The sequence below is a fragment of the Nonomuraea sp. NPDC052129 genome (assembly GCF_040680095.1).
Taxonomy (GTDB): domain Bacteria; phylum Actinomycetota; class Actinomycetes; order Streptosporangiales; family Streptosporangiaceae; genus Nonomuraea.
The window spans coordinates 122,303-139,835 of the sequence record NZ_JBFAVX010000018.1 but is presented as its reverse complement, the minus strand read 5'-3'; the positions used below and the strand labels follow the sequence as shown (position 1 = coordinate 139,835).

The window sequence follows — 17,533 nt, the reverse complement described above, 5'->3', positions numbered from 1 at the left end:
TGCTGCATAAGGGGTATTCACGGCACCGTGAGAAGGACCGGCAGCTCCGCCGCGGAGTTGGAGAACAGGGACGGTACGGGGACGAGCGCCGCGGGCGGGACGGCCAGCGACAGGCCCGGATAGCGGCGGAAGAGGGCGGGCAGCGCCTCGGTGGCCTCCAGGCGGGCCAGCGGGGCGCCCAGGCACAGGTGGGGACCGCCGCCGAAGGCCAGGTGCCTGCGCTGCTCGCGGGTGATGTCGAACCGCGCGGCGTCCTGGCCGTGGTGCGCCTCGTCGCGTCCCGCCGCGCTGTACGGAGCCAGGATGGCCTCTCCGGCGGGGATGGTGACGCCGGCGATCTCGATGTCCTCCAGCGGGTAACGGGCCATGAAGTTGCCGATGGGCGCGTCCCAGCGCAGCGTCTCCTCCACCACGGCCGACCAGGTCTCCTCGCCGCCGGCCACCGCCAGCCCGCGCTGGTCCGGGTGGGTGAGCAGGGCGCGGGCGCCGTTGACGATCAGGCTGAGCGTGGTCTCGTGCCCGGCGGCGAGCATCAGCCACATCGTGCCGACCAGTTCCTCGTCGGTGAGCCGCTCCGGGTCGTCGCGCTGGGCGGCGATCAGGTCGCTGATCAGGTCGTCGCCGGGCTCGGCGTGCCGCGCGGCGACGAGCCGGTCGAGCAGCAGGTAGATGTCGCGCTGGGTCTTGAGCACCTCTTCCGGGGCGGTGGTGGAGCGGAAGATGCTGTCCACCAGCTCCCGCAGCTCCGGGCGCTCCTCCTCCGGCACCCCGACGAGCTCGCAGATCACCTGCATCGGCACCGGGTAGGCGAAGTGCTTGCGCAGGTCGACGGTCCCGTCGGCGGCCGCGTGCGAGGGCAGGTCATCCAGCAGCCCGCCGACGATCCCGGCGATGCGCGGCCGCATGCTCTGGACGCGGCGCGGCGTGAGCGTCTGGGTGACGAACTTACGCAGCCGGTGGTGCTCCCGCCCGTCGGCGGTGACCATGTTGGTGACCTTGACCATGCCGATGAGCGGCCAGTCGTCGGTGATGCGGCCGTCACGGACGGCCGTCCAGTTGTGCCAGTCCTTGCTGACCCTGCGGTCGGTCAGCAGGTCGGCCAGCAGCGCGTGATGGGTGACCGACCACGCCTCCACACCGCCCGGCAGGACGACGCGGACGACGGGGCCCAGCTCCCGCAGCCGGGCGGCCTCGCCATGGTGGTCGGTCCCGGCGGGGTCGAGGGTGACTACAGGGATCATGAACGGTCTCCAAGCGCGCGGAAGTGGACGGGCAGCGAGGCGGGGCAGCGGGTCCACGGTGACGGGTGCGGGGTCAGCTCCGCGGCATCCACGGACAGGCGCACGTCGGGCAGCAGGTGCAGGGCCGTCTCCACCGCGGTGCGGGTGATGAGGCGGGCGGGGACGGGCGCCGGGCAGACGTGCGGACCGGCGCTCCAGGCCAGGTGGGCGCGGTTGCCCAGCTCGATCTCCGTCGCGCCGCCGTGGACGCGCGGGTCGTCGTTGGCCGCCCCCAGGCCCAGGACGAGCGCGTCACCGCGGGCGATGCGCCGGCCGCCCAGCTCGGTGTCGCGCAGGGCGTACCGGGCGGGCATGTTCGTCATGGGCGGGTCGCGCCAGAGCACCTCGTCCAGCGCGTCGTCGACGCCCATGCGCCCGCCGCGCACCCGGCCGGCGAAGCGCGGGTCGGTCAGCATGAGCCGGAAGGTCTGCGCGATCCACGTGGTCGTCGTCTCCTGCCCGGCGGAGATCATCACCACCATCGACTGCAGCACCTCGGCCTCGTCGCGCAGGTCGGCGTGGGCCAGGAAGTGGCTGGTCAGGTCGTCGGACGGGGTCTCCTTCCTGGCCCGCAGGAGGCCGCCGAGTATCTCCTCGAACTTCTTGTTACCCGCCTGGGAGTCCTCGGCGCTGCCGAACAGGGCGCGCAACGCCGCCAGCAGCTCGTGGCCCTGGCCGGTGTCGAGGCCGAACAGCCCGGCGATGGCCAGCATCGGGACGATGGCCGCGTAGTCGCCCACCAGGTCGGCACCGCCGCGGTCGGCGAAGCCCTCGATGAGCTCGCGGCACATCGACTCGACGGAGCGGCGCATGCGGCGCTGATCGATCGCGGCGACCCCGTCGTCGATCGGGCGGCGCAGGCGGCGGTGCTCGGCCCCGTCGGCGCCGATCACGTTGGGCCGCCAGAACATCATCGGCCCCAGCCCCGAGTCGGGCGGCACGACGCCTTCCTGGAACAGCCGCCAGTTGCGGGCGTCGCGCGAGTACAGCTTCTCCTGCCGGGTGATGGTCAGCAGCTCGTGGTAGCCCATGACCAGCCAGGCGCCGACGCCCGGCTCCAGCTCCACCCAGGCGACGTCGCCCCATTCGCGGCGCAGCCTGCGGAAGACGCCGCGCGGGTCGGGGCAGGTCGTGGTGGCGGACAGGGGGATCATGAGGGGCCCTTCTGCAGGGCGAGCGCGTGCTCGACGAGAGTGATCAGCGCGTCCACCGAGGAGGAGCGGCTCCTGGCGTCGCAGTTCACGATGGGCGTGCCGGGCTCCAGGTCCAGGGCCTCCCGCAGCGCCTGCGCGCTGTGGTCGGCGGAGTCGGGGAAGTGGTTGACGGCGACGGCGAAGGGCAGGTCGCCGCGGAGTTCGAGCTGGTCGATCACCTCGAAGCTGCCCTCGATGCGGCGCGTGTCGACCAGGACGAGCGCGCCCACGGCGCCCTCGCCGAGGCCGGCCCACAGGTCCCAGAAGCGCCGCTGGCCGGGCGTGCCGAACAGGTAGAGCGCGGTGTACGGGCTGAGCGTGATGCGGCCGAAGTCCATCGCCACGGTGGTCGTGGTCTTGCTCCCCAGCCCGGCCAGGTCGTCCACGCCGACGCTGGCCTGCGTCATGGTCTCCTCGGTGCGTAACGGCTCGATCTCGCTGACCGCGCCGATCATCGTGGTCTTGCCGACACCGAAGTCGCCGACCACGAGGATCTTGACCGCCTGCTGCACGGTGTCGGGCAGGTAGCGGTCAGCTGAGCCGGCGGAGCCCATTGAGCACCTCCTGGAGGGTCGTCAGGTCGGGACGCCCGGCCTCCGGGATGCGGGAGCGGGCTATCAGGTGGCCGGAGTCGACCAGGTCGGAGGCTAAGATCCCGGCCACGCTCAGCGGCAGCTTGAGGTGCGCCGCCGCCTCCGCCAGCGACAGGAGCCGCCCGCACATGCGCAGCAGGTCGCGCGCCTGGCGAGTGGCCGAGGGCGGCAGGGGCTTGCCGGCGTCGGCCACGACGAGGAGTGTGTCGAGGCCGATGGTGTTGCGGGTGGGGCGGGCCCGGCCCTGGGTCAGGACGTAGGGCCGTACCGCGCTGTCGTGGTACTCGCCGCTCATTTCCGCGCGGCCCGGCGTGCGGGGGTACTGAAGTTCCTCTCGCCGATCTTGATGACCTGGGCCTGCATCTGCTGCGCGATGAGCCTCGGGTCGACCACCGGATCGGTGATGACCACCAGATGGGAGCCGGATCCGGCGGCGCGGGCGAACAGGAAGCCGCCCTCGAAGCCCACCATCAGCTCCCTGACGGCCCGATTGCCACCGCCGAACTCGCGCCCCACGCTCTGGGCCAGCGACTGCAGTCCGGAGCAGGCGGCCGACAGGCGGTCGGCGACGTCCCTGTCCGTACCGGCCGAGCGGGCCTTCAGCAGGCCGTCGGAACTGAGCACGACCACGTGGCGCACCCCGGGGACCCAGACGACCTCGGCGATCATCCAGTCCTGATCTTGGTGCATCGGTACCCCGTTCGTCATCGTTCGTTGTCCGTCATCCGCCGTGGTGTTCCCCTGCTTCGGGGTCGTGGTCAAAGAAGGCGGCCATCCACTCGCCCGCCTGTTCCGGGGTGGCGGCCGGCTCGGCGGCCGGTCCCGCCGCGGCGAGCCGCTCGGCGTCGGAGCCCGCCTCGCCACGGCGTGAGCGCCTGCGCGGCAGCGCGCCGCCGCCGCCCGTGTCCTCCCCCGCCCCCTCGATGTGCTCGCTCAAGGGGGCGGGCGCGTCCAGCACCGGCTCGTTCGGCACGGGCTCGTCCAGCGTGGGGTGGTCCTGGGTGAGGTGGTCCTGGGTGAGGTGGTCCTGGGTAAGGTGGTCCTGGGCCGGGTCGATCGGCCGGACCTCGTGGCGCGCGGGCCGGGCTCGGGGCGGCGCCTCGGCCGGCTCCAGCGTCTCCACGATCGGGCCGGGCACCAGGACGACCGCGCGCACCCCTCCGTACGGTGAGGGCAGCAGGTCGGCCAGGAACCCGTGGCGGCGTACGTAGTGCCCGATGACCGCGAGCCCGGTCTGCGGGATCTCCCCCACCTCGCCCACGTCGACGGAGCGGCGCCCGGAGACGATCTCGCGCGCCTGCTCCAACTGGTGGTCGTCCATGCCGACGCCGCCGTCGTCGATCTCGATGACGGCGCCGCGCTGCACGTTGCGCACCGCCACGAGCACCGTGGTCGCCGGCGGCGAGGACTGAGTGGCGTTGGCGAGCAGCTCGGCCACCAGGTGGATGAGCGGCTCGACCACGTGGGCCGCGACGGCGGTGTCCGGGTCGCCCGACACCTCCACCCGCTTGTAGGCGACGATCCTGGAGGAGGCGGCCCGCACCACGTCGACCAGCGCGAGCGGATTGGGCCACTGCTGTCCCGGCCATTCGCCGCACAGCACGGCGAGGCTCTGCGCGTGGCGGCCCTGCTGGGCGGCGGCGTGGTCGACCTGCATGCTGGTCTCGAGCACGTCCGGGTTGTGGGGGTGGCGCTCGGCCATCACCGAGACGTTCTCCTGGATGCGGTGGGCGGAGGTCTGTACGCGCCGGGCCAGCGCCAGCAGGGCCAGCCGCAGCGACTCCTGCCGCTCGCGGTCCTGCTCGGCGGCCTCGCCGACCACGTCGAGCACCTCTTCCAGCAGTTCGGCCGCGTCCTCATCGAGCCCCTGGCTCTGGTACGGCGGGGGCACCTCGCCCTGGGCGATCACGGCCGGGATCCGCTTGTGCACCAGGTGCCTGACCGCCTCCTGCAGGGCCTTGGAGCGGGCCGCGACGTGCTTGCTCCACTGGGTGTTGCGCTGCTGGAGGTGGTGCTGGAACTCGGCCTCGCGCTGGTGCATGGCGCTCTCGCGGCGGCTCATCGTCCGCAGGGCCTCCTGGTGCCCCTGGCGCAGGGCCGCCACGGCGGCCAGGGCGAGGAGCGAGAGCGCGGCGGCGCCGACGCACGCCCAGACGACGCCGGTGCGGCTGTCGAGGAGCAGGGCGGTGAAGGCGCAGCACGCGGCGACCACCGGCAGGGCCAGCGCCGCCGGCCAGAGCCACTGCGCCTGAGGTGACGGGGTCACCGGCGTCTGAGTGGCCGGCGCCGGCGGCTGAGGAGCGGGCCGCTGAGGTGACGGCGTCCGGCGGGCCGGAGCTTGGGGCGGTGGGGGTTGGGAACGAGCCATGGTCACCTTCGCGAACGGGCTGGAGTATGCGCTGGTCTCAAGCGGGAGGCGGCTACGGAGACCCCCTCTGCCGAAGCAAGCGGCATCTCCCCTTCCAGTCCGTTGCCTCTGCGTCACTCCCAGTGGCGACGCGTCCGCCAAGATCCGATTATTCCGACTCTACTGAATGAGTCAATCCATTCCCCGCCGCCTGTCAGATATATACCAAAGATGCATTTTATCCCACTTTGTCATGATATGTCCGGCTTGAGGGCGGCGGCGCGTCTGACAATTCGCGGCCGCTCCTGTCAATGAATCGCGTCTTCATATCCGGCCAAGAATAGCCCGATAAGGTCCACCCGAAATGTCATCGTCATAAGATATGAGTCCCCTATGGCCCTTGTCCGGGTAAAACCCGTCGCCCACAATCCAAAGGACACCGCCGGACCACAGGAAGGAAACTCATCGTGCGTGCGAACAATGACGTATTCGCCTACGGCCCCTCGCAAACGAGGTGCTGAGCGTGGCCCGCTACCGCGCCCCCCTGCCGGACGCCACGAGCGCCGCCTTCCTCGCCGAGGCGCTGGCCGAGGCCAATGCCCTCCGCGCCGAGCACCACGCCCCGCCGCTGGTCCTGGACCAGGAGCTGGTCGAGTACGCCAGATCCCGCGCCGCGTCGCGATCGGAATACCCGGACACCGAGGCCGGGCACAACGGGTTACGGGAAGGCACCGGGGAGAACCTTTTCTGGGGCGCCGGCTCGAAACAACGGCCGCTCGACGCGGGGAAAGCGGTTGCCGAATGGTACGAGGAAAACAAAGGCTACGACTTCACCGACCCGGAAAACGTCGCCGACTGCGGACACTTCACCCAACTGGTATGGAGGGAGAGCCGGCGGATGGGCGCCGGACGTGTGGCCGGACGGGGCCCGGATTTCTTCGAGACCTACATCGTCTTCGTTTTCGAGGCGCCCGGCAATAAGCCCGGCCACTTCGCGGAGAACGTACGTCCCGCCTGACTTCCGGCCCGGGAGCCGTGCCGCCGACGGCTCCCCCTCACCCCGATCACCTCAGTCACATATGCGAATAAAACACACTTTCACTTTGATGACAGAAATCTCCCCCACCTCGAACGCGGAAAATCACGTTATCGTCACGGACAGTTTTTCTCCGCACTGTATCGGGGCGAAACGGTTGTGACGCTCAGGAGGTGGTGTAAGACTCGAATTCGAGCGAGCAGTCGTGCCGGGGCCCGCCGCACGCTCATTACCCGGAGCCGTCAGGGAGGTGTTAACGACACGACCGGAAGAATATTCCGGTCAAAGGGTGGGGTTAATTTCATGTCGTTGAATCCGCGCCTGGTAAAGGAGAGTTTCTCCGTCGTGGAGCCGGTGGCCGACAAGGCCGCCGCCTACTTCTACGGCCGGTTGTTCGCCGAGAGTCCGCAGCTGCGGGGCATGTTCCCCCCGGCAATGGACCTGCAGCGCGACCGGCTCTTCGGCGCTCTGACCCGCATCGTGTGGAGCCTGGACAGCCCGGCCAGCCTGGCGTCCTTCCTCGGCCAGCTCGGGCGGGACCACCGCAAGTACGGCGTGATCGCGGAACACTACACCGCGGTCGGCAACGCCCTGCTCGCGACCATCAAGCGGTTCGCCGCCGACATCTGGAACGAGGAGATCGAGGCCGCCTGGGCGGCCGCCTACACCGCCGCCGCCAACCTCATGATCGAGTCGGCCGAGTCCGACTCCGGGGTCTCGCCCGCGTGGTGGCTGGCCGAGGTCATCGACCACGAGCTCCGCGCCCCCGACATCGCCGTCCTGACGCTGCGGCCGACGCAGCGCCTGCCGTACACGGCGGGCCAGTACGTCAACGTGCAGGTCTCGCGGTGGCCGCGCGTCTGGCGCACGTTCTCCATCGCCAACGCACCGCGCCCGGACAACACGATCACGCTGCACGTGCGCTCGGTCCCCTGCGGCTGGGTGTCCACCACGCTGGCCCGGGACACCCGCATCGGCGACACGATCATGCTGGGGCCACCGATGGGCACGATGACGCTGTGCGACCGCAGCTCGCGCGACGTGCTGTGCGTGGCGGGCGGCACCGGGCTGGCACCGATCAAGGCGATCATCGAGCACATCATCGCCTCGGGCCGCCGCCCCAACATCCACCTGCTGTTCGGGGCACGGACGGCGGCGGAGCTGTACGACCTGCCCGACCTCATCCGGATGGAGTCGACGTTCCCCTGGTTGCGGGTGCTGCCGGTGGTGTCCGGCCAGGCCGGCTATGAGGGGATGCGCGGCCGGCTACCGGAGGTCACGCAACGCTTCCACTCGTGGGCCGAGCATGAGGTGTACGTGTGCGGACCGTCCGGCATGGTCAGCGAGACGGTCCGGCGCCTGCGGATCGACGGCGTGCCACTGTCCCGCATCCACCGCGACATCGTGCAGGGAGAGCGCTAACGCGGTGCCCACGACCGTTCACCGAGTCTCCGTGCCGCTCTCTCTCCGAAGGAGACGCCCCCATGGGGACCTCTGCCACAACGGACCGCCTTCTTCCTCTCCCCGGAGGGGTATCCGCCTATGGGGCCCCTGCCCCTACGGGCCGTCTCCTTCCGCTCCCCCGAAGGGGGTATCCCTCCCCAAGGACACCAGCCACAACGGACCAGCAGGCGAATGAGACGGTCGCGTGACGAGCCTGGTAACCGCACCAGACCCGGCGGCGCGCTACGAGGCGGCGGGCCGCTGGAACGCCGCGGCGGTCTCGTCGTCGTTGGGCCAGAACGTCTCGATGGCGAGCTCGGCGACCGTCACATCCAGAGGCGTGCCGAACGTGGCGATCGTGGTGAACATCGACAGGATCCGCGTGCCGTGCCTGATCCGCAGCGGCACCAGGAGGTCGCCCGGACCCGGCACGTGCGCCACGTTCAGATCCACGCCGGGGTAGGTGTAGGCGGCCAGCTCATCATGCAGCTCGGCCAGCTGCCCCGAGCCCGACGCCTCCGCCTGCCTGCGCAGCTGGTGCAGCAGGTGGGCGCGTACCTCCGCCAGGTTGACCAACCGGCCGCCCATCGCCTCGGGGTGCAGCGACAGCCGCATCACGTTGACCGGCTCCTTGAGCAGCTCAGCGGGCACTCCGTCCATGAACAGGGCGGTCGCCGAGTTGGCCGCCACCAGGTTCCAGGCGGCGTCCACGACCAGCGCGGGGTAGGGCTCGTGCCCGGCGAGGATCTTGTCGAGCGCCTGCCGGACGGCCTGCATCTCCGGGGCGCGTACCTCACGTTCGGGGAAGACCGGCGCGAAACCGGCCGCGACCAGCAGCCTGTTGCGGTGGCGCAGCGGCACCTCCAGCTCCTCCGACAGCTTCATCACCATCTCCCGGCTGGGCCGGGCGCGCCCGGTCTCCAGGAAGCTGACGTGGCGAGCCGACACCTCGGCCTCGATCGCCAGGTCGAGCTGGCTCACCCGCCGCCGCTGCCGCCAGGACCGCAGCAGCTCCCCGAACGACTCATCCCCCACCGCGTACGCGCCATTGACCGACCCCATACGGCAACGCTACCGACAGGAGGGAAGCGCCGCGATTACCTCGTGCGTAATCGCGCAGCAAATCGCCCAGTCCTCGGCGCTCCTGGTCACGGCGTGGCACGATGGCCGGGAAGCGAACACGGGAGCGATGGGAGCTTGTTATGAGCGACGCAGTGCTCGCGATCGGCACCCGCAAGGGCCTGTTCCTCGCCCGCTCGACGGACGGCGGCCCGTTCGAGGTGGCGCCGATCCAGTTCTCCACGGTCGGCGTGACCTCGGTGGCGATCGACACGCGCGCCGCCACGCCGCGGATCCTGGCGGGCATCGAGTACGGCCACTTCGGCCCCTCGGTGATGTACTCCGACGACCTCGGCGAGACCTGGCAGGAGGCCGAGCGTCCCCCCATCGCCTTCCCCGAGAAGACGGGCGCGACCCTGACCAGGGTGTGGCAGCTGATGCCGTCTCCGGCCGAGCCCCAGGTGGTCTGGGCCGGGGTGGAGCCGGGCGCGCTGTTCCGCTCGGAGGATCGCGGCGTCACCTACGAGTTGGCCGAAGGACTGTGGGAGCACCCGCACCGCCGGCACTGGCAGCCGGGCGGCGGCGGGCTGTGCCTGCACACGGTCGTCAGCCATCCCACCGACCCGCAGGTCATGGGCGTCGCGGTGTCGACGGGCGGCTTCTATCGCACCGCCGACGGCGGCCTGTCGTGGGAGGCCGCCAACCAGGGCATCCGCGCGCCGTTCATGCCAGAGGGGCAGCAATATCCCGAATACGGGCAGTGCGTGCACAAGGTGAGCATCCACCCGTCCCGGCCCGAGCGCCTCTTCCTGCAGCACCACTTCGGCGTCTACCGCAGCGACGACTTCGGCGGCTCCTGGCACGACATCGGCTCGTCGTTGCCGTCCGACTTCGGTTTCCCGATCGTGGTGCATCCCACCCGGCCCGACACGGTCTACGTGCTGCCGCTGACCGCCGACATCGACCGCACCCCGGTCGATCACCGCTACCGGGTCTTCCGCAGCCAGGACGCGGGCGGCACCTGGCAGCCTCTGGAGGCCGGGCTTCCCGAGGGGCCGGTGCACGCGAGCGTGCTGCGTGACGCGATGGCCGCCTCCGAGGCGGGGGTGTTCTTCGGCACCCGCGACGGCGAGGTCTACTGCTCGCGGGACGACGGCGGCACCTGGTCGACGGTCGTCCGGCACCTGCCTGACGTGCTCAGCGTGCGTGCGGCGGTGCTGTAGCCCATGGCCAAGAACGTGATGATGGTGGTCTTCGTCCTGCCCAACTCGCTGCGCCGCTGGGTGAGCGGCGACAGCGAGGTGAAGGTCTTCGCCGTCGCCGCCGACCAGCACACCCCGCCGACGCTGGGCTCCGCGCTGGACATGCTGCGGCGTACGCATCCGCTGCTGGAGGAGCGGCTGCGCGACGACTACGGGCGCATCCGCCGGCACATCAACATGATCGTGTGCGGCGAGAACGCCCGCGGCCTCGGCAGCCTCGACTGCGCGCTGCCGCCGGGCGCCGAGGTCTACGTCATGCCGGCCCTGGCCTGATCACCCGCACTGATTCAGTTCACACCTTGCGCCAGCCCGGGACCCAGGCCCCGTCCTCGATGACGTAGTCACCGAAGAGGGCGGGCGCCTCCTTGACCATGAGCGCGCCGATGTGCTGGAACAGCAGCCGGATCTCCTCTTCGGCCCCCACCGCCGTGCGCGCCTCGATCGTGTGCCGCAGCGTGCGCACGTTGGCCGTCCAGACCAGGCCGGTGGCCAGCCCCTCCGGGGCGAAGCGGCGCATGAACGAGGTGCGGTGCTTCTTCTCCGAGAACGGCACGCCCTCCTCGTCGAGCCCGAAGTGGCCGGCCATCCAGACCTGGAACTGCTCCATCTGCTCCAGCAGGGCCGTGGCCCGCTTCATCAGCTCGGGGTCGGACTGGGCCCACTCGGGGAACCAGAACGGCAGCTCGTCGAGGCGGACGAAGCGCAGCGACTCCTGCGAGATGGCCACCCCGGGGCGGTGCCTGACGAGCTCGTGGGTGAGCACGCGGCTGACGTTGTGCAGCACGAAGCTGAAGTTGAGGTGCTCGAGCACCGAGCCGTGGGCGCTGGCCAGGATGTTGCGCAGGTAGTCGCCCTGGTCCTCGCGGATGCGCACGACGTTGGGGTTGAGGCCGGGCTCGAAGGAGCGGTAGCACAGGCGCCCGGCGAACTCGGCCAGGTTCTGTGCGTCGAGGTCGCCACGGTCGAGCCGCTCCAGCCAGCTCTCGCCGCCGACCTCGCCGAGGTAGCGGGCGAGCTCGTCGTAGTCGAGGTCTGGACGGGCGACGAGGAAGACCTCGGGTTCGACGGTGCGCATGGGCGAGCCCCCGCTCGGGTTAGGCGATGTGATGGCCCCCAGCAAACCAGGTCGCGGACCCGCGCGCGACTCGGCGCGGGGCGGGGCTGAACACTTGTCCCTTCAAGTTTTTCGCCCTACAGTCAGCACCCTCGATACTTGAAGGGACAACTTATGAACGTCGTCCTCTGGGTCCTCCAGATCCTGCTCGCCGCCGCCTTCCTCTTGGGAGGGTTCATGAAGGCCACCCAGCCCAAGGAGAAGTTCCAGTCGCGCATGGGATGGGTGGACGATTTCAGCCAGGCGCAGGTCAGGGCTATCGGCACGGTGGAGGTCCTCGGCGCGCTCGGCCTGGTGCTGCCCTGGGCCACCGGCATCGCCCAGATCCTCACGCCCCTGGCGGCGGTCGGCCTCGGCATCACCATGATCGTCGCCGCCCAGGTGCACCGGCGGCGCAAGGAGAGCTTCGCGGTTAACCTGGTACTGCTGGCGCTGACGGTCATCGTCGCGATCGGCCGATTCTGACACTGGGGGTCCGTTGGTCGAAGGGCTCGGCCATGACGAGCAGCGAGCGTGGCAGGGCCTGCTCGCGGTGATGCTCGTCGGCATTCCGCAAGTGGAGCGCACCTTCCGCGCGTACGGGCTGGTGCACATCGAATACGGCCTGCTCAACACGCTGACCGCCGGGCCGCTGCGGCTGAGCGACCTGGCCACCCTTGGCAACGTCTCGATCAGCCGCCTGAGCCACCGGGTCAGCAAGCTGGTCGAGCGCGGCTACGTACGACTGCGGCCCGACGAGAACGACGGCCGGGCCAGCGTCGCCGAGATCACCCCCGAGGGGCGGGCGGTCATCACCGCGATCGCGCCCGACCACGCGCGGGCCCTGCGCGAGGTGCTGTTCGACCACCTGTCGCCCGAGCAGGTCGCCGCGCTGGCCGACGCCATGCAGAGCGTCGGGGCCAAGCTCGGCGCCTGCATGGCGGACGACCGCGGGAGAGAAGGCCACGACCCCACCGGGTGCGGCTAGGTGATGTCCTGCCGGATCGTCGTGGCCGAGGCGACCGCCGAGAACAGCACCGCGTACCCGAGCAGCACCAGGGCGCCCGCCCAGGCCGGCAGCAGGTAGTCGGTGCCCAGACCGAGGTCGACGCCGCTGTTGGTCACCGCGCCGCCCGCGCCGGCCGGCGTCCACTTGCCGACGGGCTGCAACGCCGGGATCGCGTTGACCAGGGCCTCGACGATGAACACCCATACCACCGCGACGATGATCGCGCCGAGCTGGTTCTTGATCAGCGCGCCCAGCCCGACACCGAACAGCGTGTAGAGGACGAGCACGAGCAGCACGCCCGTGGCAATGCGCAGGACCTTCGCCGACAGGACCAGATCACCGCCGGACAGCAGGACCGACACCACCACCGCGATGGCGGTCAGCGCCAGCACGATCAGCCCGAAGGCCAGCCCGACGACCACTCCCGCCCCGAGCTTGGCCACGACCACCCGCTCGCGCCGGGGCGTGGCGAGGAACGTGGTGGTGATGGTCTGGTAGCGGTATTCGGCGGTCATCATGACGACCCCGAGGATCATCGGGAACAACGCGCCGCTCGAGCCGAGCCCCCACAGGAGCTCCTGGAAGGGCACGGTGCCCCTGCTGGGGAAGACCTGCTGGCCGTTCTGGCCGGTCTGGCCGGCGAACCCGATCGTGAGACCGAGCTGCAGCAGCACATAGGCGACCGTGACGCCCAGCATCACCCACCAGAGCCTGGTGGTCCGGAGCTTGAGCAGCTCCGCCCTGATCAGCGTCATCAGCCCTGCCCCTCCCCCGTCAGCTCCAGGAAGACCTGTTGCAGGTCGGAGCGTTCGGTTGTGACCTCGCTCAGCACGACCTTCGCGTCGAGCGCGATCCGGCCGATGTTCTCGGCGCCGAGGCCCCGTACGCGCAGGAACCCGTCCTGCTGTTCGACCGTGGCTCCGGCGCCTTCGAGGGCCGGGACGAGCTCGGCGGTCCCCGTGGTACGCACCCTGACGGCCGCGTCGCCGTTGGAGACCAGCTCGGCCAGGCTGCCCTGGCGTACGAGACGGCCCTTGGCGATGATCACCACGTTGTCGACGATCTGCTCGACCTCGGCCAGCACATGGCTGGAGACCAGGACGGCGGCGCCCTGGTCGTGGGACAGGTAGCGCAGGAAGCCGCGCAGCCACTGGATGCCCGCCGGGTCGAGCCCGTTGGCGGGCTCGTCGAGGATGAGCACCTTGGGATGGCCGATCAGCGCGGTGGCCAGCGCCAGCCGCTGCCGCATGCCGAGCGAGAAGACCTGCACCCGCTTGCCGGCCACGTCGGCGAGGCCGACCTGGTCCAGCGCCTCCGTCGCGCGCTCGCGGGGCAGCCGGGCCGCCGCGCAGAGCACCCGGAGATGGTTGAGGGCCGTACGGCCCGGATGGAAGTTGGTGGCTTCGAGCACCGCGCCCACCTCGCTGAGGGGATGCGGTAACTCGACGTAGCGCTGGCCGTTGACCAGCGCCGTGCCGGAATCGGCGGTGCACAGCCCGAGCAGGCTGCGCAGGGTGGTGGTCTTGCCCGCCCCGTTCGGGCCAAGGTAGCCGGTGATGGTGCCCGGCTCCACTGTGAACGACACCCCGTCGACCGCGCGTACCGGTCCGAACGCCTTGCAAAGGTTTCGAATCTCGATCGCACTCATCGTGGGGTAATTATCACGAATGTGGAGTTGATGGCACCTCCTACCCAAGGAGGAGTTCAGAGGCGATAGACCCGGCGGGCATTGCCGGAGCCGATCATGTGGGCCACCCTGGCCGCGTCGGCGGCGCTCCACTCCCCCGCGTCGAGCCGTGACTTCAGCGCGGCGGCCAGGGTTCGGCGGAAGTAGAGGGTGCCCAGGTGGCCGGTCTCGGCCACGCCGTGGCAGCCGGAGCCGAAGAGCAGCTTGTGGAAGGGCGCCAGCTCCAGCAGCTCGTCCATGATCCGCGCCGACCCGGCGGCGCTGTGGGTCAGCGCGAGGCCGACGTCGACGTAGACGTGCGGGAAGACGCCGGCCAGGTAGACGGCCTGGCGGTGGAACGGGTAGCCGTGCAGCAGCACCACCGGTACGCCGGCCGGCTGCAGCGCCCTGACGAACGTGGTCATCCGCGCCGGGTCGGTGCGATGCAAACCAGAGTAGGACGGATCACCGAATCCGGCGTGGAACTGCAGGGGCAGGCCGCGGTCCCTGGCCACGTCGACCGCGATCCACAGCAGGTGGCGCAGCAGGATCGGGTCGGTCAGCGGCTCCTTGGGGTCGGACAGCCGGCGGTTGGCCGCCGCGATGACCGAGCCCCTGCTCGGCCTCGACGGGTCGAAGTCGAGGCCGCACCGGTGACCGATGACCGTCGCCATGCCTATGGCTCTGGCGGCCCTGGCGGTGAGCTCCTCGGCCAGGCTGTCCATGTAGTCGAGGGCCGTCTCGGCCATCTCCACGACGTCCTGCTCGATCTGCTCGATGCCGACGACCTCGTTCGCGCTCGCGTCGCCGTGGCGGGCCAGTTCGGCGGCCGTCAGCAGTTCGGCGCCCTCCATGCCGGTGTCGACCAGGAGCGCCCCGACCCCGGCGGCCCGCAGCAGCAGCCGGTTGACCTCGTCGGCGCCGAGGTCGGCCCGGCGCGCCAGGTAGACGGCGGGCGGCGCGTGCGGTTCCAGACCGAGCACGGGTGCGCACCAGCGGCGGATGGCCGCGCCGATCGGCGTGTCGAAGTGGGTGGTGCCCGGCGGCGCGGGGCAGCCGCCCTCGTTGATCAGCAGCTCGAACTGGGCTCTGGACAGGTCGTCGCGGCGCACCCCGTGACAGTGGTGGTCGACGAGCGGGGCGAGGAGGGCGTCACGCACCGTATCGGGAAGATCTACGGGGAGCATGCGGAGACTCTAGGTGGCCTCCGCACGCTCCCGCGGCCGTTTTACCTACCCGAAAGACGCGCTAGATCCTCACGTGTGAAAGCGCGCTCCGGACCGCACGTGCGAATGCTCCGGTCCGCACGTGTGAAACCGCCCCAGACCCGGCCCTCACCGGCGGGCGAGGCGGAGCACGTTGGCGATGACACGCGCGCCCGCGCCGCCCTCGGCGGTGAGGATGGACTCCGGGTGGAACTGCACGGCGAAGCGGCGCCGCTCGGTGTCCTCGATCGCCATGACGTTGCCGTCGGGCGTCAGCGCGGTCGGGGTGAAGCCGACCACGCCGACCCGCTTGGCGTGCAGGGAGTGGTAGCGGGCCGCGACGAACTCCTCCGGCAGCCCGTCGAGCAGCGCGTCGCCGCCGCCCAGCCGGGTGACCTGGCCGCGCTTGCCGTGCTCGGGGTAGTCGAGCAGCTCCAGCGAGCCGCCCGCGTGCTCGACCATCGCCTGCAGGCCGAGGCAGACACCGAAGACCGGCAGGTCACGGGCGTAGATCTCATCGATGAGCGCCGACATGCCGAAGTCGGACGGCCAGCCGGGGCCCGGCGACAGGACGACGAGGTCGGGCGCGATGTCGTCGAGCATGGCCGAGGGGAAGCCGTGGCGCAGCGTGACGACGTCGGCGCCCTCCTGGCGGAAGTAGTCGGCCAGGGTGTTGACGAAGGAGTCCTCGTGGTCGACGAGCAGCACCTTCATGCCCTGGCCGGGCTGCTCGCGAACCGGGACGACCGGCTTGGCGTGCGGCTGGTTGACCGCGGCCAGGGCGCCGAGCAGGGCGCTGGCCTTGAGCTCGGTCTCGCGCTCCTCGGCCTCGGGGTCGGAGTCGAACAGCAGCGTGGCGCCGGCCCTGACGGTCGCCAGGCCGTTCTTGATCTGGGCGGTGCGCAGGGTCAGGCCGGTGTTCATGGAGCCGTCGAAGCCGATGAAGCCGATGGCGCCGCCGTACCACCTGCGGGTGGTGGCCTCGTGGTCCTCGATGAACTGCATGGCCCAGGTCTTGGGCGCGCCGGTGACCGTGACGGCCCACATGTGGGTCAGGAAGGCGTCGAGGGCGTCGAACTCCGGCCGCAGCCGGCCCTCGATGTGGTCGACGGTGTGGATCAGCCGGGAGTAGAGCTCGATCTGGCGGCGGCCGATGACCCGGACGGAGCCGGGCACGCAGATGCGCGACTTGTCGTTGCGGTCGACATCGGTGCACATGGTCAGCTCCGACTCCTCCTTGACGCTGGTCAGGAGAGTGCGGATGGCCTCGGCGTCCTCGATCGGGTTGCTGCCGCGAGCGATCGTGCCGGAGATGGGGCAGGTCTCGACGCGGTCGCCGCTCACCCGGACGTACATCTCGGGCGAGGCGCCGACGAGGTGCTCGCCCTCGCCCAGGCTGATGATGAACTCGTAGGGCGCCGGGTTGCTGTGCCGCAGGCCGCGGAAGAAGGCCGACGGGTCGGTGCAGGGAGCGTGGAAGACCTGGCCGGGCACGACCTCGAACAGGTCGCCGCGCTTGAACTTCTCCTTGGCCGCGGCCACGACCTTGGCGTATGTGCCTCTCTTGGGGTCGGCGGGCACCTCGGCGGGCTCGGTGAGGGGCACGGACTCGCCGGTGCGCTCCAGGCCGCGGGTGGTGGCGCCGTCGACGGTGAACTCGTAGCGGTATTCGACGCTGGTCTCGCGCTGGCGGTCGATCACCACCAGCCTGTCGGGCAGGTGCAGCACCAGGTCACGCTGGTCGTCGGGGCGGACGAGCTCCTGCCTGATCGGCTCGAACTGGAAGGCCAGGTCGTAGCCGAAGGAGCCGTAGAGGCCCAGGTGCGGGTCGTCGCCCCGGAAGGCGGCGATGACCTCGCGGATCGCGGTGAACACGGTGGGCCGGCGGCTGCGCATCTCCTCGGTGAGCAGGTCGCCCGACTCGGGCACGTAGACCTCGACGTGGTCGGCGGTCGGCTCCTCGACGGGCTTGCCGGCGGCCAGCAGGCAGGAGACCACGGCGGGCAGCACGACCCTGCCGCGGGCGTTGAGCGCCCTGGCGGAGATGTGGCGGCCCCTGGCGACCAGCTCCAGGCACGGGTCGACGTAGCCGAAGGCCCATCGGCTGTAGCGGCCCGGGTAGTCCATCCCGGAGGAGAAGGCGCCGCCGCGTCTCTCTCCGAGCGCCGTCACGATCTCTTCGAGCGCTTCCTCAGGCACCTGGCGTACCTCGCGCTCGACGCCGATGCCCCCGGCGGTGGTATATCCGCTCGTCTCCACTGCTGCCCCTTGTCGAAAACCGATGATCGAACACCGACACTGATGCCCCGGGGGCGGACACGAGAAAGGCCGCCTTCCGGGGCGGCCG

At 70.5% G+C, this 17,533-nt stretch carries 18 protein-coding genes; 6 read left to right on the top strand and 12 right to left on the bottom strand.

All coding sequences use genetic code 11. The features are described from left to right. Positions 1 to 17: 17 nt before the first annotated feature. The 6 genes from AB0L53_RS33675 to AB0L53_RS33650 are packed head-to-tail and all read right to left on the bottom strand — an operon-like array spanning position 18 to position 5,332. Entirely contained in the window at positions 18 to 1,241 is a 1,224-nt protein-coding gene (locus AB0L53_RS33675; protein ID WP_364002577.1) for a cytochrome P450, read from the bottom strand. Beyond that, positions 1,238 to 2,434 (bottom strand): cytochrome P450, encoded by a 1,197-nt coding sequence (locus AB0L53_RS33670; RefSeq protein ID WP_364002574.1) that lies wholly within the window; start codon positions 2,432 to 2,434, stop codon positions 1,238 to 1,240. The genes AB0L53_RS33675 and AB0L53_RS33670 overlap by 4 nt, the downstream gene beginning before the upstream one ends. Beyond that, a complete protein-coding gene (locus tag AB0L53_RS33665) occupies positions 2,431 to 3,027 on the bottom strand; it encodes an ATP/GTP-binding protein (protein ID WP_358542997.1) in 597 nt (198 codons plus the stop codon). The genes AB0L53_RS33670 and AB0L53_RS33665 overlap by 4 nt, the downstream gene beginning before the upstream one ends. Continuing rightward, the gene (locus tag AB0L53_RS33660; RefSeq protein ID WP_357953033.1) at positions 3,005 to 3,361 is read right to left on the bottom strand and encodes a DUF742 domain-containing protein; all 357 of its coding nucleotides are present in this window, start codon (positions 3,359 to 3,361) and stop codon (positions 3,005 to 3,007) included. Before AB0L53_RS33660 ends, AB0L53_RS33665 begins: the two co-directional genes overlap by 23 nt. Next, positions 3,358 to 3,756 carry a roadblock/LC7 domain-containing protein gene (locus tag AB0L53_RS33655; RefSeq protein ID WP_358439993.1) on the bottom strand — a complete coding sequence of 133 codons (399 nt, stop codon included), beginning with the start codon at positions 3,754 to 3,756 and terminating at the stop codon, positions 3,358 to 3,360. The genes AB0L53_RS33660 and AB0L53_RS33655 overlap by 4 nt, the downstream gene beginning before the upstream one ends. Positions 3,757 to 3,787: 31 nt before the next feature. Then, entirely contained in the window at positions 3,788 to 5,332 is a 1,545-nt protein-coding gene (locus AB0L53_RS33650; protein ID WP_364002569.1) for an ATP-binding protein, read from the bottom strand. Positions 5,333 to 5,936: 604 nt separating this feature from the next. Between AB0L53_RS33650 and AB0L53_RS33645 the strand changes: the two genes are divergently transcribed. Both AB0L53_RS33645 and AB0L53_RS33640 read left to right on the top strand, forming a co-directional pair. Further along, entirely contained in the window at positions 5,937 to 6,431 is a 495-nt protein-coding gene (locus AB0L53_RS33645; protein ID WP_364002566.1) for a CAP domain-containing protein, read from the top strand. 321 nt (positions 6,432 to 6,752) lie between these two features. After that, complete coding sequence (locus AB0L53_RS33640; protein ID WP_364002563.1) at positions 6,753 to 7,871, top strand: globin domain-containing protein; 1,119 nt, start codon at positions 6,753 to 6,755, stop codon at positions 7,869 to 7,871. Positions 7,872 to 8,135: 264 nt separating this feature from the next. Here AB0L53_RS33640 and AB0L53_RS33635 read toward each other — a convergent pair whose 3' ends face one another. Beyond that, positions 8,136 to 8,954, bottom strand: a complete 819-nt coding sequence (locus AB0L53_RS33635; RefSeq protein WP_364002560.1) for a helix-turn-helix transcriptional regulator — start codon at positions 8,952 to 8,954, stop codon at positions 8,136 to 8,138. Between the two features lie 140 nt (positions 8,955 to 9,094). Between AB0L53_RS33635 and AB0L53_RS33630 the strand changes: the two genes are divergently transcribed. Both AB0L53_RS33630 and AB0L53_RS33625 read left to right on the top strand, forming a co-directional pair. After that, on the top strand, positions 9,095 to 10,174 hold the full coding sequence (locus AB0L53_RS33630; RefSeq protein WP_364002557.1) for an exo-alpha-sialidase: 1,080 nt from the start codon (positions 9,095 to 9,097) through the stop codon (positions 10,172 to 10,174). Positions 10,175 to 10,177: 3 nt separating this feature from the next. Continuing rightward, positions 10,178 to 10,486: a hypothetical protein gene (locus AB0L53_RS33625; protein ID WP_225292858.1), complete on the top strand. Its 309-nt coding sequence runs from the start codon at positions 10,178 to 10,180 to the stop codon at positions 10,484 to 10,486. A gap of 19 nt (positions 10,487 to 10,505) precedes the next feature. On the opposite strand, the gene thyX is transcribed toward AB0L53_RS33625, so the two are convergent. Beyond that, positions 10,506 to 11,288, bottom strand: a complete 783-nt coding sequence (gene thyX / locus AB0L53_RS33620) for an FAD-dependent thymidylate synthase (protein ID WP_364002554.1) — start codon at positions 11,286 to 11,288, stop codon at positions 10,506 to 10,508. Between the two features lie 153 nt (positions 11,289 to 11,441). Here thyX and AB0L53_RS33615 point away from each other — a divergent pair, with 153 nt between their 5' ends. Then, positions 11,442 to 11,792: a DoxX family protein gene (locus AB0L53_RS33615; RefSeq protein ID WP_364002551.1), complete on the top strand. Its 351-nt coding sequence runs from the start codon at positions 11,442 to 11,444 to the stop codon at positions 11,790 to 11,792. Positions 11,793 to 11,805: 13 nt separating this feature from the next. Further along, the gene (locus AB0L53_RS33610; RefSeq protein ID WP_357953048.1) at positions 11,806 to 12,294 is read left to right on the top strand and encodes a MarR family transcriptional regulator; all 489 of its coding nucleotides are present in this window, start codon (positions 11,806 to 11,808) and stop codon (positions 12,292 to 12,294) included. On the opposite strand, the gene AB0L53_RS33605 is transcribed toward AB0L53_RS33610, so the two are convergent. The 4 genes from AB0L53_RS33605 to AB0L53_RS33590 form a co-directional block, all read right to left on the bottom strand. Then, positions 12,291 to 13,070 carry an ABC transporter permease gene (locus tag AB0L53_RS33605; RefSeq protein WP_364002548.1) on the bottom strand — a complete coding sequence of 260 codons (780 nt, stop codon included), beginning with the start codon at positions 13,068 to 13,070 and terminating at the stop codon, positions 12,291 to 12,293. The genes AB0L53_RS33610 and AB0L53_RS33605 overlap by 4 nt on opposite strands. Continuing rightward, on the bottom strand, positions 13,070 to 13,963 hold the full coding sequence (locus tag AB0L53_RS33600; protein WP_364002545.1) for an ATP-binding cassette domain-containing protein: 894 nt from the start codon (positions 13,961 to 13,963) through the stop codon (positions 13,070 to 13,072). Before AB0L53_RS33600 ends, AB0L53_RS33605 begins: the two co-directional genes overlap by 1 nt. A 56-nt stretch (positions 13,964 to 14,019) precedes the next feature. Continuing rightward, positions 14,020 to 15,168 (bottom strand): amidohydrolase family protein, encoded by a 1,149-nt coding sequence (locus tag AB0L53_RS33595; RefSeq protein ID WP_364002542.1) that lies wholly within the window; start codon positions 15,166 to 15,168, stop codon positions 14,020 to 14,022. 147 nt (positions 15,169 to 15,315) lie between these two features. Beyond that, positions 15,316 to 17,445, bottom strand: a complete 2,130-nt coding sequence (locus AB0L53_RS33590) for an anthranilate synthase component I (RefSeq protein WP_364002540.1) — start codon at positions 17,443 to 17,445, stop codon at positions 15,316 to 15,318. Positions 17,446 to 17,533: the final 88 nt, after the last annotated feature.

Excerpts from the sequence above, each read along its gene's own strand:
- AB0L53_RS33660 (WP_357953033.1), bottom strand. The coding sequence starts at position 3,361 with ATGAGCGGCGAGTACCACGACAGCGCGGTACGGCCCTACGTCCTGACC.
- AB0L53_RS33600 (WP_364002545.1), bottom strand. The coding sequence starts at position 13,963 with ATGAGTGCGATCGAGATTCGAAACCTTTGCAAGGCGTTCGGACCGGTA.
- AB0L53_RS33670 (WP_364002574.1), bottom strand. The coding sequence starts at position 2,434 with ATGATCCCCCTGTCCGCCACCACGACCTGCCCCGACCCGCGCGGCGTC.
- AB0L53_RS33675 (WP_364002577.1), bottom strand. The coding sequence starts at position 1,241 with ATGATCCCTGTAGTCACCCTCGACCCCGCCGGGACCGACCACCATGGC.
- AB0L53_RS33655 (WP_358439993.1), bottom strand. The coding sequence starts at position 3,756 with ATGCACCAAGATCAGGACTGGATGATCGCCGAGGTCGTCTGGGTCCCC.
- AB0L53_RS33605 (WP_364002548.1), bottom strand. The coding sequence starts at position 13,070 with ATGACGCTGATCAGGGCGGAGCTGCTCAAGCTCCGGACCACCAGGCTC.
- AB0L53_RS33640 (WP_364002563.1), top strand. The coding sequence starts at position 6,753 with ATGTCGTTGAATCCGCGCCTGGTAAAGGAGAGTTTCTCCGTCGTGGAG.
- AB0L53_RS33625 (WP_225292858.1), top strand. The coding sequence starts at position 10,178 with ATGGCCAAGAACGTGATGATGGTGGTCTTCGTCCTGCCCAACTCGCTG.
- AB0L53_RS33665 (WP_358542997.1), bottom strand. The coding sequence starts at position 3,027 with ATGGGCTCCGCCGGCTCAGCTGACCGCTACCTGCCCGACACCGTGCAG.
- AB0L53_RS33635 (WP_364002560.1), bottom strand. The coding sequence starts at position 8,954 with ATGGGGTCGGTCAATGGCGCGTACGCGGTGGGGGATGAGTCGTTCGGG.
- thyX (WP_364002554.1), bottom strand. The coding sequence starts at position 11,288 with ATGCGCACCGTCGAACCCGAGGTCTTCCTCGTCGCCCGTCCAGACCTC.
- AB0L53_RS33630 (WP_364002557.1), top strand. The coding sequence starts at position 9,095 with ATGAGCGACGCAGTGCTCGCGATCGGCACCCGCAAGGGCCTGTTCCTC.
- AB0L53_RS33615 (WP_364002551.1), top strand. The coding sequence starts at position 11,442 with ATGAACGTCGTCCTCTGGGTCCTCCAGATCCTGCTCGCCGCCGCCTTC.
- AB0L53_RS33595 (WP_364002542.1), bottom strand. The coding sequence starts at position 15,168 with ATGCTCCCCGTAGATCTTCCCGATACGGTGCGTGACGCCCTCCTCGCC.